Origin of the sequence: methane-oxidizing endosymbiont of Gigantopelta aegis (assembly GCF_016097405.1) — a bacterium.
Lineage (GTDB): Bacteria > Pseudomonadota > Gammaproteobacteria > Methylococcales > Methylomonadaceae > Methylomarinum.
On sequence record NZ_JAEHGD010000001.1, the window covers coordinates 855,213 to 868,880 of the forward strand.

Consider the following 13,668-nt stretch of genomic DNA (forward strand, 5'->3'; position numbering starts at 1 on the left):
CTTCCTCGGGATTGACAAAAGCCTCGTGCAATAAGGGCTGCTGCAACCTTTCTATATTTCCGTCCACAATTACCCGCTCATGCACCAAATCTGGTGAAAAACGTCCAGCCTGTCGCTGAAACAATCGCAACACATAATCCGGCCACCAGCCGCCATGCCTGATTTGCCGGCCACAATAACTGGAAAGACGTGGTATTTCATAGCCTTGCACATCATCCCTAAGCATCGCTTGTTGTATTTCTTTTTTAAACTGTCCGTCACCTGCTCATCGGCATCAATAGATAACACCCAGTCTCCCGTCGCCTTATCCAGGGCACGTTGTTTCTGCACACCAAAACCTAGCCAGTCGGTTTCGTACACAAGCGGCGTATATTGCCGACAAAGCGAAACGGTGTTATCCGTACTCCCTGAATCCAGCACAATAATCTCATCCGCCCAACTGACCGATTCAAGACAGCGTGTGATATGCTCCGCCTCGTTTTTGGTGATGATGATAATGCTAAGTCTGAATTTCATTATAAAAACAGCAAAACACGGACTGGCTGTTTATTGCCAGCGAAAATCATTATCAACACGCAACCCGTGCATGGTCATACCGAATTGGGCGAGTTCAGCCTCCCGCCAATCTTTATGTAATCGCTTGCGCCGCATCTTGTTTAGTTTTCTTTGTAGCCAACTTTGCTGTAACAAGCGATAATTATATCGGTATCCTAAACCATCTTTTTCAGATAAGCCCCGTTCCTTTTTCATAGCCGTTTGAGTAATGGAGCCGAAATGATGTAGCCAGGATGCACCGGTCATACCGGTAGCAATACCGGCTTTATCAAGTTCATGGAAAAACAGTGTATCTTCATATCCCAACAATTTGGGAACAGGCTGAAAATATCCGACCTCCATCCAGACCGATTGATGTACCGCAAGACACACAGCATGACGCCCACCTTGACGAAGACTATTATTCATCAATGACGAGGCGTTTTGAGCAAATGCTGAAAAATCATAATCAAGTTCACCTTCAATAAGCGCCGGTGAAATCACCTTTAAATTATTTTTCTCTGCCGTCCCAATCAAATTCTCAATCCAGCCAGACGAAACCAGAACGTCATTGTTCATAATAATAGTCCATTCCGATTGCAAGGCTAACGCCCCTGATTCCAGGCAACACCACACCCAAGATTGGCAGAATTTAAAATAAGCCCACCTAATGATAATGATTGAAGATAATTCCGGGTATCATCCGTGGAGCCATTATCAACAACCACCAAACGACTCAAATCATCGCCCTGCCTAACCATACTTTCAATACATTGCCGCGTATATTCAACCTGGTTATAACAGGCAAAAGTCACTACATAATCTAATTTACTCATAGCACAATAATGTTAATAATTAATTTTACCTGTTTCTGACGCCTTTATCTTTTCACTAAAAATCTGGGCAAAAAGGCCGGCAATGGTGAGTCCATAAAATGTTGAAGTATATTTCAAATTGAATACTTCTATGCTGATACTACAGATCATCACAGTGATAATATATGAAATACCCAGGCGTGAAGCTTCAGAAATACGTGTATTGCTATCAAATGCATTTCTAAAAAACAATACTAGTGGTATAAAAAACAAACATAATACAGACAGTCCGCCTAATATACCAGAGCGCAACATATTCGCCAATAATTCATTATGAGGACCACAACAAGCCATAGTTTTCTTAGCAAAACCTGAAGCTGTTGAACTAAACCAGGGCTTATCCAGGAAAACGGTATAACCTTGATCACCATAGCCAAATATAGGATTATGTAAGAACAGTTGCCATGCTATTTTCCACATTGAAAACCTGACACTAGTTGAGGTATCTATATTAGACCCAATAAACCAATTTTTTACCTCTAAAAACCACTGGAAAAGCGATCAATAATATTTGGAAACAAAAACAAAACAAATAATAAAAACAGAGAAAAGACAAAAATAGAGTTTTTAATAAAAACTTTTGTCATCTGTTTATAGTTAAAGAATATCCATACCAGAATAGAAATGCCAAGCGCTATCCAAGAAGCCCGAGTCTGAGACCCTACAACTAGAATCAAACCAACTAAGAAACCCGTTAATTGGTAAGCAATATAGAACCTAGATGTTTGTAATCCAAGCCTAATATTAAATAAACAGAAACCAGCCAAAACAGCTGAATAGGTACCAAAAGAATTAGGTCTTACAAAATAAGTTGCAAACCTTCCCCTTCTCGCTCAATAATATCCGCACCATAAAATAACACAATACAAATCAAAAATATTGCTACCGGAGAAGAAAAAGCAATTATTTTTTATAATTTACATTTTTATATATAAAAAATAACATTATAAATATAGAATAAAGCATTCGCGTCGGTCCATCAAAATATTTATACGCCCAGTTTCCAATATACGCATGATTTACCAAAACTGCCATAGTTGGAAGCGAAAGTGTTATTAATACCGGTATCAATTTTTAACTATTTTAGCGTCCCTTAAATAAGTAATGCTATTTTTTAGGAAAAATAATGAAACTATTAGAAGCAAAAGAAACATTTATTCGTCATTCCTCTGATAGACAAAAGACCTGCAATACCAGAGAAAATAACAACAACTAGAAATACGTCAAAAGCAAAATTCTGACGTCTCCCTATAACATTTAAACTCGAAAAATATTCATTAAACATTTGATATCATTTTTTAAGTTTAAGTCCATCACTCATATCGACTAAGCCAGTACCACTCCAGTGTCCAAATGAAGACATATCTAACTTTGGTGAGTCAATTGAAAACCATAAATCAATCATATTCTTAAACCGAATATCATCCAACATCAAAACCCGTCCCTTCTTCGGTTTTAGCTTAGTCAGATAAGAAATAAACTGATATTCAAAATGACCATCCTTAGGCCCGTCACAAAAAAATAAAACTTGCAGAATCCAGTAAATCTTTAAATTCCATAAAATTTCTTTCATCAGACAAATCAACTAAGTGCTGAGTTAACTTTCCTGAGGAGAATAAGTCATCATTTAAATAAGATGGAAATTCATTCCAGGCTACAACATCAAAAGTAATAACTTTTGAGCTACTTGGAAGCCCATGAACCATAGACAACGACCCCATCCCTGTATATGTGCCAATTTCAATAGCTATACCTGGAGATAGCTCATTCATTAATGCAGTTAACAACCTGTAATGTTCTCCAGGATAAATATTAAAAAAAACTGAATCTTCCAGATGAGTCTGAAAATCAAATGTTATTTCATTAGCCCAAGCATTATTAATCGATTTTATCGACAAATCTATAATAAAATCACTTGGCAATACATCATCAGGTGAATAAGCTAAAGTGTCTATGGAATGACCTATTGGAGAGTTAACAGGTACATATTTATGTAACTCTACACCAATATTTTTTAAAATAATATTCAGTAATTTTCTCATAATAGAGGGCTCTCCTCTGCCTCAACCGGCAAAATAAATTTATCATAAATATGAATATTATCGAGTAGATATTTAGGAAAGATGTCATCTATAGCTTGAGGGCTATACCGTGCATTTGGTTTAATAAAATCTTTACCGCTATAAATCATACTTCTAATATAATTAAAATCTTTATATTCTGACTTGTTAAATTCTTGATGGGCTGTATTCTCAAGTTTTTTATAATATCGCCTATAGAAAATATCCAGGTAAAATGCCACCCACCATCCAAAATAGTCTGCGTATATCTTCTTCTAAACCATGATCTTTTGATGGCTCTAAGAAGACCGGTTGACTTATAAGACCTTACACTAGTAGCATTACCCTGGAAAAATTCATAAGGTTATGGTAAGTCGTTATTTTTGAGCCCAACCATATATTGCTATTTGGAATCAATCTACCTTTTTATCCACATCTCTAGCCAATAGTTATTAAAAAATAACTATAATACCGTTGACAAAAATCACCTCTTAAATATTTGTCAGGATCATATAAAAAAATATTTTCCGGGTTGGGTATTTCATCTAAATCTGAAATTAAGATAAGATCCTCGGGCTCTGCATCAAAGAGGCCATTTATTATATTATTCCGTATAAAATTTTCATTTTTCCAGAAATCATTTTCACCTTTTGGCCTTTCATCCAACCTGACATATCTGATTTTACTCATATATTTTGAAAATCTTTTTCTGTCGAAGTTAACGTCCCTGTCTATCCCTGTATGACTATAGCTCGCTTCTGATATAACAAAATAATCCACATAATCCCAAAGCGTTTCCAGACGTAACTGTAATAACATGTCCTCGTTAAAATAACAAAAACAGTCATAAACCTTCTTGTTCACATTTTTTCCTCTTTTTCTAACTAATCTGAAATTAAGGTGAGGCAATATAAGGCAATTCTCTTTCAATCACCTCTTCGATAACAATATCAGGTTGGTATTGATCTATATATTTAGTCAGTTTCTGGTAACTTATCTTCCCGGGAATATAGGTCACACTGTTAAATTTTCTGGAAAAATACGGCTGTAATGCTTTGAAGAACGAATCTCGGAAAACAATCAAGCGTAATTGTTGATTTTCACAAATCGTTGTATAGACAATAGCCGCTTCCTTGTCAGTTTCTTCATTATGTTGTTTACAGCTATTCTTAAAAACCGGATAAGGATTATCTTCTTCTATTTCAAGACCTGCAAATCTAGCTAAATCACCTTCTGAAAAATTTAAATTTTTAAACTCATGGTCGGATAATAAATAAGGCTCTAACAAACCAGGAAATTCCTTTTCAATCCGTTTCATAATTTCAAATTGTGCTACATTGGCCCCCATATAATTCCAATGCGTATCTGTTTTATAATATAATTGATATTTATTTTTTAAGCCATTTAATGCTGGGCGAAGATCTATCACATTAACATCTGTATATTTATACAGATAAGCCAGCAACTGATCCATCGCAGAATATGGATTCTGCCTTACAATATAATCAGGCATTTTATCAAAGTATATCGTATGTTTATTAGGCGCTACTATAAAGAAATAATCTATGCCTTTATTCTTTAGCCAACGATTTAATTGCGCAATATTTTTAGCGAATACTTCGAGCTCTTTGTCAGAGTATAAATTGACATGTATTGCATCGCCTATGGGGTCGCCATATTCGATATACCCAGGTTTTACCCCGCCTAAAAACATCCAGCCATCTTTTCCTATTGTAACATCATCAAAAGAAGCACTCTTATTTATTTTATTCTCTATCTTAAAATAGAGCTTAGTTAGAAGTTCTCTAAAGCCAAAATGATCAGAATAATATTCATTAAATTCCTGAGCAAAACTGGAAATATCACTTGAAAACGAAGGAAATGGCGCTAAATTCCTTCTTTCAATGGCTTTGTTGCATAAATAATCCACAGCGTACTCTTTTCTTAAATTCCAGTCTTTATTCATGAAACAGAATAACTTTCAGGCATACCCAGGCCTGTCATTTTATTCATTGCGCCGACGCGGAGATACGCCTCAACCATCTGAGCCGCAAAGGTCCGGTTTTTTAATTGGCCACTAAAGAGCGTTTTGATGCGAAACATAGCCGTTTCAGCCAGGCTGCGTTGATGATAACCACTTTCTTGTTTCCATGCCTTTCTCCCGATTTCAGCGCAACGTTGAACAATCGCTGTTCTTGGATGAGTTCTCCCATCTTCATCACTCGGCCATTCCACCGCCCCTTCCCGCGGCGGTATCAATGCATCGGCGCCTTTGTTACGAATCGCCTGATGACACTGGATCGTATCATAAGCGCCATCCGCCGCCACACTGGCAACTTGGTCGTGTTCATCCAGCTGCTCTAATAAATCCGGCAAGACTTCGGAATCACCAACAAAATTAGCCGTCATCTCAACTGCCACGACTTCCTGCGTTTGTGCATCAACCATGATATGGAGTTTACGCCAGGTTCTGCGCTTGCTGGCACCATGTTTGCGAACTTTCCACTCGCCTTCACCGTAGACTTTTAAGCCGGTCGAATCGACGACTAAGTGTCTTGGCGTTCGACTGCTTGAACGAGGCAGCCGAACCTCCAGAGTTTGCTGGCGGCGACTTAATGTACTGTAATGAGGAATCTGGATAGACAGCTTTAATAACTGGACTAACGACAACAAACATCCCTGTGTCGCTCTCAACGGCAGCTTAAAGAGTTCTCTCAGGGTCAATGCGCATTGAATAGCAGTATCAGAATACGTCATCGGGCTTCCTCTATAGCCTGTCTTTTCAGGCTGATGCCATTGCTTGATCATGGATTCTTCGAACCATAGCGTTAATGAACCTCGATTGATCAAGGCTTGATTGTAATTCGACCAATTCTTTAGTTTGTAGCGTTGTTTCTTTTTCTTGTCCATACCCTATACTATGGGGATCCTTATGATTTATGCAACAAAGCCTCTTTCAATTGCCGAGGTAGTTTTATCTTCTTCTATTAGTCCTGCTAAAAAAGGTATATAGATTATAGAAATAAATAAAACTATATTTATAATATTTTTTACTCTATATATATTCAGAAAATGGCTCATTTAAAATCTAAAATAGATAAATGGATTATAGGTCGATGAGGCAACTTTAATTATACTCAACAGCATTAACACTACGGGGATAACAATCTGAAAAATACTACTCAGAACAACGCCATTATTTTGCTTCTGAAATTGGTAGTGGGTTAAATCTGTGTTTATGCATGGATGTTTCTGCCAAATTCTACCTTATTTATTAACAAACCAATCACAATATCATGCATTTTTCTAGCTTAGAGAAACAGATTGTTCGACGGGTCAATCATTTGATCCATGTTCTAAAATTCAGGTTTTTTCGTTCAATTTTTGGGTATTTCTCTTCCCTATTTCATGTGTCTCAGCATCAAGATGACGCTCATAAGCCCCCAGTCATCGGTGTAATAACGGCCAATATTTAAAGGGCTAAGTAACGCTTTTAATTCTTTGAAATGTCCTTACGCTTGCCAAAAACATAAGCGAGTACCGTGTTGGTTTTATGATCAACAGCGTGCCATAGCCAGCGTTGATTGCTTTTATTGCCTACAAAAGACCACTGCTCATCCACTTCGGCCTCTTCACAGCAGACCTGCTCTAACCTGACCTCCAATGGCCTCCCTTGATCAAAGGTCTGAAAAGAGGGTTCACCTGAACAAGACTGTTTTCTTTATTTTTAAAGTGCGGGTCACTGTGTTTTTATTGATTTTAAGAACCCGTGCTGTGTCTCGAGTGCCACTACTATTGATAGCCATTTCGACAATTTTTCTTGGATTCCAAATTCACAGGCTTTGTAACAATATTCCAACATGAAAGTGTTGGTTGGGCAGTCTGAAGTCTGGCAACGATATCGCTGTACACCACCATCGCTTCTGCCTGATTTCATCAGTTGAGTATTAGTACAGTTTGGGCAGGCGATTGCTTGATAATATTTCATGAGGGAATTATGCAATAAATCACTTTCTTATTCTACTGTTCCTAGCATAAATACAGATTTAACCCACTACCCTGAAATTCAAATAACTGCCGATGAATCAGTCTATATAGTGGGGTAGACAAAATACACCCAACCACAAAAACAATAATTGCCTCATTATTTATAAGTCGTTCGATTTGAAACCCTGTTAAACTCATACTATCTATATCTGACATAACCTTCATATAATTTACCGCATAATCTATATCTTCAGATCTAAATAATACCCATGAAAATAAAATAATGCTAATAAGATAGCAGTGCTGTATTGGTGCCCATAATCTTTCCAGAATTTTATTAAATCCTGCATGTTCACAAGCGATAAAAAAGCCATGAAACCATGTCGATAAGGATATATGCCACCTTTTCCAAAACTCTCTTAACGATCTTGAAATATAAGGGTAGTTAAAATTCTCTTGGAAACGGAAGCCGAACATCCTACCTAAACCAATTGCCATATCAGAATAGCCTGAAAAATCAAAATAAATTTGCAGAGCATAAGCAAACACTCCTGATCCAGGCGATAGAGAAAGTTAATTCATCATTCGTTAATGAAAATACACTATCAGCAACACTACCTAATGGATTAGCAATAAGCATCTTTTTTGATAAGCCATATATAAAACGTGTTACGCCACTGGAAAATACATCGACAGAGTGGAATCGACTTTTAATCTGTGCCGCTATATCATGGTAGCGGACAATAGGGCCAGCAATGAGTTGAGGAAAAAGTGAAATATAAAGACCAAGATTTAATATATTCCGTTGAGCTGGTACCTCTTTTCGGTAAACATCAACAATATACGAAATAGCCTGAAAGGTAAAAAAGATATCCCTAATGGAAGATGTATGGTTTCCTGTTGATTATGACTTATTTTAACATCAGAGAAAAACAATTCTATATTGTCTAGTATAAAATCATAATACTTAAAATAAACAAGAATGGCTATATTTAATACCAGGCCCAACAATAAATATAACAAAGAAAGAATTTTGTTTTCTTGATATTTAAAAATTAAAAGCCCAGAAACATAGTTCAATCCTATAGAAACCAGCATTACACTGACATAGCCAGCTTCTCCCCAAGCATAAAATAATAAGCTTATAGCCAATAGGACAATATTTTTTTAATGTCGCTGGCGCTACATAATATAACAATAACGCTATCGGCAAAAAACCAAATAAGAATATAGGAGAACTAAATACCACAATAAAAGATTTATAAAGTAAAATGACCCATTAAATAATACTATAAAGGACTAAGACTAAGCACCCATAAACAATCATACTACATTATAAAAACTCATTATTAATTATACATAACATCATTTTATTCCAGCGCCTTTTTTCCCGATCTTTCAATATACCCGAACCAGGCAATACAAAAATTAAAGAATAAAATGTCCAACTTCGCAACACATAAGCGTTATTTATCAATAACGCATAAACATCTGTTTTCAAAATATCCTCAATATTTCTATGATGATCTTCGATAATAATCACTTTAGGCTTATATCTTTCAAAATCCAGCGCACTAATAACTTTATAATCCATGCCTTCGACATCGATTGACAAGACATCAATCTGCCTGTCTCGAAAAGGACTGTCATCGATAATCTCAGTCAAGGTTTTTGTTTCCACCGTTTCACATTGCGCAGCCGTGATATGACCGGCCAAGTCTTTATCTAAGGTAGAACCTAGCCCGTATTTTCCATCCCGGTACAAAGTGACTGTTTCCCTTTTATTTGAAACCGGGCAAAGTACGTTATAGTCACGCCTTCTGACCATATCGAACAGGCGGATTTTATCTTCTTCCATATCAATATTGATGCCGCTCCAGCCTTTTATAGAGCATATAGGTATTGGAAAACTTTTTTGGGTGGTAGCAACCTACATCTATACTCTCCGCACATGAAAATAGAGCAAACCATCATGCACCGATAATTTGAAAATTCTCAGTTAAAAGTGAGCGCAAATTGTCGACATGCTTTTCTGGCTCAGAAAAGAATGTCTCGCAGGCTATTTTGAATTCTTTGAATGTTTCATAATACTGGTCATATAAGATTTCTTTCTTGAAATATCGCCAGTACCGTTCAATCAAATTAAGATTCGGCGCATACGGCGGTAAAAACACTAATTCAATTCGCGACATTTCAAGAAATTGTCTGACAGCCTTTGATCGGTAGTAGCGTGCATTATCGCAAATGATGTAAATAGTCCCAGCCTTCGGGTAACGTTCTTCAATCGCCTTACAAAGATCAATCGTTGCCTCGCCATTGATGGTGTCATAGAAGCGGCAGACAGTATCCAGAGAATCGATATTGACTGCACCGTTGACATTGAGACGTTGACGCCCGGTATTACTCTGAATCGTGAATTCCACACCACGCTTAATCCAACCACAAGCCATTACAGGATTATGTTGTGGATGAACACCATCCATGAACAATATCAAGTCTTCGGGCTGCTTGTCTTCCTTTAGTTGTTGATATTTCTCAAGGAACTCCAGTTGGGCTTTTGCATTAGCTTTGCCGGGTATCAGCTTGGGCTTTTATAGACATAACCCAAGCGATGCAGCAAGGCTGTCACACCGCGTTCACTATAGCGAACCTGCCAACGCTCTTTAATGTAAGCTGCAACCGATTTAGCGGTTAAGTGAAGATTTTTCTGCAGATATTCATCCAACTCGGTCGCTTCTGAAACCGATAAGAAACTGGCACTTCCAACATGCTGAGTTTGTAGGAGTTTAGCAAGACCACCTTTCTTATATTTTCGATAGTAGGTACGGATTGTATTGCGGTCAATGAGAAGTGCTTCGGCAACGTTTGTTGCTGACCAGCCTGAACCTAAAAGAATGATGGCTTTAACTCGGTCTGCATCACGTTTTTTCTCGAAGCTCACCATGGCTTCGCGCAAATCGGCTAATTCAGTCTCTGGAAGGGTGTAATTCGACATGGCCTTATTTTATATATTTCACTCCATTACGTCATCTTTTTATGCTAAATTCTCATTTGCGAAGAGTATACATAAAAACCGTCTTTAATCTCCTTTTTAAGCAACTCCCGCAACACAATATCTTCCCCGAATTGAGAATAATGAATTCTGATGAAATCTGTTAAAAAGGCTTTTCGGAATAATTTGATATTTCGTATTATTTTTTTCAGCACGGCTTTGCTCCATTCGCCAATATTTTCTCTACTGTCTGAATTACTTGCGTCGCCGGCAATTGGTCAAGACAACGGCTATAACTCTCCCGATGATGTTCACACCCTTCCAATTGACAGGGAACGCAATCTCCAGGCCCTTGTATTAAATGTACATTATTCACATGCTGACTGCCGGTTTTGACAAATGGATTTTCATCACGCGCATAGGAAAAAGGCCAAGGCGCCCATTTTACTGGATTGGTTGGCCCAAAGACAGCAATGGTAGGTGTCCCGGTTATGCTGGCAAGATGTGTGACACCGGTATCGGGGCCAATAAACAATTTGGCTTGAGTAATCAATCCAGTCAATTGATTAAGGCTGGTTTTTCCGGCCAAATTAACTACGCCTTCAGGCAATTGCTGATGAAAACGGTTCACGTAATTTATTTCATCTTGTCCCGGGCCGCCAGTCAGCACTAGATTGACACCTTGTTTGAGCAAATAATTCGCCACCTCCAACCAGCCTTGCAAATGCCAGCGTTTGTAATTCCATAATGGATACAAATGTAAAACGGCATAATGTTCAAATGGCAGCTCAGATGTCAGTGGCTTAACCTGTGGTGGTACCAATTGGTAACAGCGCGGCTGTTCCAGCACATCCATTAAGCGCAGAAACTGAATGACCGCATGACTTTTTTCTCCATCATATTCACTCCAGCCCTGAAAAAAATAACGCTTCCACCAACCTTTACTCTGTCTGTCAGGTACCAGACCAATGCGCTGACTCGCGGCAAACAAGGAGTAAAGCAAGGGCCTGTCGCCAGCTTGAGTCGCAATCGCCAACTGATAACGCCGAAAAATACGTTTCACAATATCCCAATATTCTCTAATACTCGGTTTAAGTGGTACCGTTATCACTTGATTTATATCGGGATTGCCGACCAAAACTGCGGCTGTCCGGGAATAAACCATCACATCGATTTCCGCCTGTGGATAAGCCCGGTGAAGTGAACGAATTAACCCCGTCGTCAGAAGTAAATCGCCAATATGTCGAAGACTGATAAGCAATATACGTTTAGGCGCTTGCCTGAGTGGGCAGTGTTTATTCATATGCCATCAAGGATAGTGCGGTTTCAATAACCTGAGCCGGATCAATTGTGTTAATGGAAAAATCATTTTTATCCAGCGCATAATGATCCACTTTTGAAGCAGATTTGATGGCCTTGTTGATGCGGGTTTGATAAATCCGGTTGACTGGCGTTGGGCCGAACAAGGTGATCGACGGACGATTCAAGCCCCAGGCCATATGGGTCGGTCCGGTATCATTGCCGATCAGCAAATCACAATGATCAATCACTTTTTTTAAATCATCCAAACTCAGCTTCGGCAGTACCTTGATATAGTTTGACTGTTTAGCCATCCATTCGGCCTTTTCCCGCTCCTGCGCATTACCCCAAGCGACCCAGCAGGTTTGTTTTAAACCATTGGCCACTTGAACAAATTTTTCTTTAGGATAGCAGCGACTCTCCCAGGTAGAGCCAATAATAAACACCAAATAAGGCGCTTCAGGAACCTGAAAACGGCTTTGATAAAACAAGAAAGGCTGTTTTTCGACAATTTCTTGATGACTGACAGAAATATCCAATGGTTGACAACACACCGCTACATTCCGATCAATCGTGTTGTCATGATAGGGAATATTAACCTTATGTTGATAAAACCATGAAGCGGCTGATTCACGAATGGAATGGCGATCGAAACCGGCAATCTTTTTACTCTGTAGTAGTTTGGCAACGATAGCCGATTTGATCAGACCCTGGGCATCAACGACTAAGTCATAAGGTCCTAGTTGACGTAGTTTTTTGATCTCATCCAACAAACCAGCCCAGGATTTTTGTCGTTTAAGCGCCTGAATCTGAACCGCATGAATATGGTTTATGTCGGGATTGTGCTCTAAAACAGCTTTGAAGCGTTGCTCAACAATCCAGTCTATTTGCGCCGTTGGATAGTTTTTTTTAATAAATTGCAAGGCCACCATGGCATGGACAATATCTCCCAGCGCGGACAGTTTAACAACGGCGATTTTCATTAACTGCCGCCAATCAGACGTAGCTCAACCAATTCTGATGATCTTCCCGGCGGCCATGTACATAATCAAAATAAAGCGCTTGTAGTTTTTCGGTAATCGGGCCACGGCTGCCAGAACCGATCATACGGTCATCATACTCTCGAATCGGCGTGACTTCTGCCGCGGAGCCGGTAAAAAAGGCCTCATCAGCCACATAAACTTCATCACGGGAAATACGTTTTTCGATCACATCATACCCTTGTTCACGGGCAATGGTTATCAGCGTATCACGGGTAATGCCTTCCAACGCGGAGGTGGTTTCAGGTGTGTACAAAACGCCATTACGGACAATAAACAGATTTTCGCCACTGCCTTCGGCGACAAAGCCTTCATGATCCAGCAACAAGGCTTCGTCATAACCGCAGGATATGGCTTCTTGTAAAGCAAGAATGGAGTTGATGTAATTGCCATTGGCCTTGGCCTTACACATGGTACTGTTGACATGGTTGCGGGTATATGAGGAAGTGCGGATACGAATACCTTTTTCCATATTTTCCGCACCCAGATAAGCACCCCATTCCCAGGCGGCAATCATGACGTGGACTTTCAGGTTATCGGCACGCAAGCCCATGCCTTCCGAGCCATAGAAACACATACTGCGGATATAGGCACTGTCCAGATTATTCTTGGCGACAGCCTCACAATGGGCCTGGTTGATTTCATCTTTAGAGAAAGGAATCGCCATATTTAAAATGTGCGCGGAGCGATACAAGCGATCGGTATGTTCGGCCAGTTTGAAAATCGCGGTGCCTTTTTCCGCATGATAGGCTCTCAAGCCTTCAAACACACCTGCGCCATAATGCAAAGTATGCGTCAACACATGGACTTTGGCTTCGCGCCATTCAACCCATTCTCCATCCAGCCAGATCAGGCCATCTCTGTCATCCATCGTCATTGTC

General features: G+C 39.1%; 18 protein-coding genes and 1 pseudogene. All 19 read right to left on the reverse strand.

Annotation, left to right across the window (positions count from 1 at the left end; translation table 11 throughout):
• Positions 1 to 69: 69 nt before the first annotated feature.
• Positions 70 to 516, reverse strand: a complete 447-nt coding sequence (locus tag JEU20_RS15590) for a glycosyltransferase family 2 protein (RefSeq protein WP_342590455.1) — start codon at positions 514 to 516, stop codon at positions 70 to 72.
• A gap of 30 nt (positions 517 to 546) precedes the next feature.
• A complete protein-coding gene (locus JEU20_RS04270; protein ID WP_245395099.1) occupies positions 547 to 1,113 on the reverse strand; it encodes a glycosyltransferase family 2 protein in 567 nt (188 codons plus the stop codon).
• Between the two features lie 26 nt (positions 1,114 to 1,139).
• On the reverse strand, positions 1,140 to 1,370 hold the full coding sequence (locus JEU20_RS15020) for a glycosyltransferase family 2 protein (protein ID WP_245395100.1): 231 nt from the start codon (positions 1,368 to 1,370) through the stop codon (positions 1,140 to 1,142).
• A gap of 12 nt (positions 1,371 to 1,382) precedes the next feature.
• The gene (locus tag JEU20_RS04275) at positions 1,383 to 1,871 is read right to left on the reverse strand and encodes an O-antigen ligase family protein (protein ID WP_342590500.1); all 489 of its coding nucleotides are present in this window, start codon (positions 1,869 to 1,871) and stop codon (positions 1,383 to 1,385) included.
• Between the two features lie 829 nt (positions 1,872 to 2,700).
• A complete protein-coding gene (locus JEU20_RS04280) occupies positions 2,701 to 2,982 on the reverse strand; it encodes a hypothetical protein (protein ID WP_198243807.1) in 282 nt (93 codons plus the stop codon).
• Positions 2,921 to 3,451, reverse strand: coding sequence for an O-methyltransferase (locus JEU20_RS04285; RefSeq protein ID WP_198243808.1), 531 nt, complete (start codon positions 3,449 to 3,451; stop codon positions 2,921 to 2,923). The genes JEU20_RS04280 and JEU20_RS04285 overlap by 62 nt, the downstream gene beginning before the upstream one ends.
• Positions 3,448 to 3,711, reverse strand: a complete 264-nt coding sequence (locus JEU20_RS15025) for a hypothetical protein (RefSeq protein ID WP_245395101.1) — start codon at positions 3,709 to 3,711, stop codon at positions 3,448 to 3,450. The genes JEU20_RS04285 and JEU20_RS15025 overlap by 4 nt, the downstream gene beginning before the upstream one ends.
• Positions 3,712 to 3,907: 196 nt before the next feature.
• Complete coding sequence (locus JEU20_RS15030; RefSeq protein ID WP_245395102.1) at positions 3,908 to 4,333, reverse strand: glycosyltransferase family 17 protein; 426 nt, start codon at positions 4,331 to 4,333, stop codon at positions 3,908 to 3,910.
• 31 nt (positions 4,334 to 4,364) lie between these two features.
• Positions 4,365 to 5,435 carry an alginate O-acetyltransferase AlgX-related protein gene (locus JEU20_RS04295; RefSeq protein WP_198243809.1) on the reverse strand — a complete coding sequence of 357 codons (1,071 nt, stop codon included), beginning with the start codon at positions 5,433 to 5,435 and terminating at the stop codon, positions 4,365 to 4,367.
• Positions 5,432 to 6,379 carry an IS5 family transposase gene (locus tag JEU20_RS04300; RefSeq protein WP_198242941.1) on the reverse strand — a complete coding sequence of 316 codons (948 nt, stop codon included), beginning with the start codon at positions 6,377 to 6,379 and terminating at the stop codon, positions 5,432 to 5,434. The genes JEU20_RS04295 and JEU20_RS04300 overlap by 4 nt, the downstream gene beginning before the upstream one ends.
• A 326-nt stretch (positions 6,380 to 6,705) precedes the next feature.
• Positions 6,706 to 7,457: pseudogene (locus tag JEU20_RS04305) on the reverse strand (IS1 family transposase).
• A 41-nt stretch (positions 7,458 to 7,498) separates the two neighbouring features.
• Entirely contained in the window at positions 7,499 to 8,005 is a 507-nt protein-coding gene (locus JEU20_RS15035; RefSeq protein WP_245395103.1) for an MBOAT family O-acyltransferase, read from the reverse strand.
• Between the two features lie 243 nt (positions 8,006 to 8,248).
• Positions 8,249 to 8,608: a hypothetical protein gene (locus JEU20_RS14755; RefSeq protein WP_214657284.1), complete on the reverse strand. Its 360-nt coding sequence runs from the start codon at positions 8,606 to 8,608 to the stop codon at positions 8,249 to 8,251.
• 181 nt (positions 8,609 to 8,789) lie between these two features.
• Positions 8,790 to 9,359, reverse strand: a complete 570-nt coding sequence (locus JEU20_RS04315; protein ID WP_342590501.1) for an FkbM family methyltransferase — start codon at positions 9,357 to 9,359, stop codon at positions 8,790 to 8,792.
• Positions 9,360 to 9,426: 67 nt separating this feature from the next.
• Positions 9,427 to 10,038: an IS630 family transposase gene (locus JEU20_RS15045; protein ID WP_342590502.1), complete on the reverse strand. Its 612-nt coding sequence runs from the start codon at positions 10,036 to 10,038 to the stop codon at positions 9,427 to 9,429.
• Positions 10,035 to 10,451: a helix-turn-helix domain-containing protein gene (locus JEU20_RS15050; RefSeq protein ID WP_245395104.1), complete on the reverse strand. Its 417-nt coding sequence runs from the start codon at positions 10,449 to 10,451 to the stop codon at positions 10,035 to 10,037. The genes JEU20_RS15045 and JEU20_RS15050 overlap by 4 nt, the downstream gene beginning before the upstream one ends.
• 205 nt (positions 10,452 to 10,656) lie before the next feature.
• On the reverse strand, positions 10,657 to 11,751 hold the full coding sequence (locus tag JEU20_RS04325) for a glycosyltransferase family 9 protein (protein ID WP_198243811.1): 1,095 nt from the start codon (positions 11,749 to 11,751) through the stop codon (positions 10,657 to 10,659).
• Positions 11,744 to 12,730 carry a lipopolysaccharide heptosyltransferase I gene (gene waaC, locus JEU20_RS04330; RefSeq protein ID WP_198243812.1) on the reverse strand — a complete coding sequence of 329 codons (987 nt, stop codon included), beginning with the start codon at positions 12,728 to 12,730 and terminating at the stop codon, positions 11,744 to 11,746. Before waaC ends, JEU20_RS04325 begins: the two co-directional genes overlap by 8 nt.
• A 13-nt stretch (positions 12,731 to 12,743) precedes the next feature.
• The gene (locus tag JEU20_RS04335) at positions 12,744 to 13,664 is read right to left on the reverse strand and encodes a branched-chain amino acid transaminase (RefSeq protein WP_198245864.1); all 921 of its coding nucleotides are present in this window, start codon (positions 13,662 to 13,664) and stop codon (positions 12,744 to 12,746) included.
• Between the last annotated feature and the right edge of the window lie 4 nt (positions 13,665 to 13,668).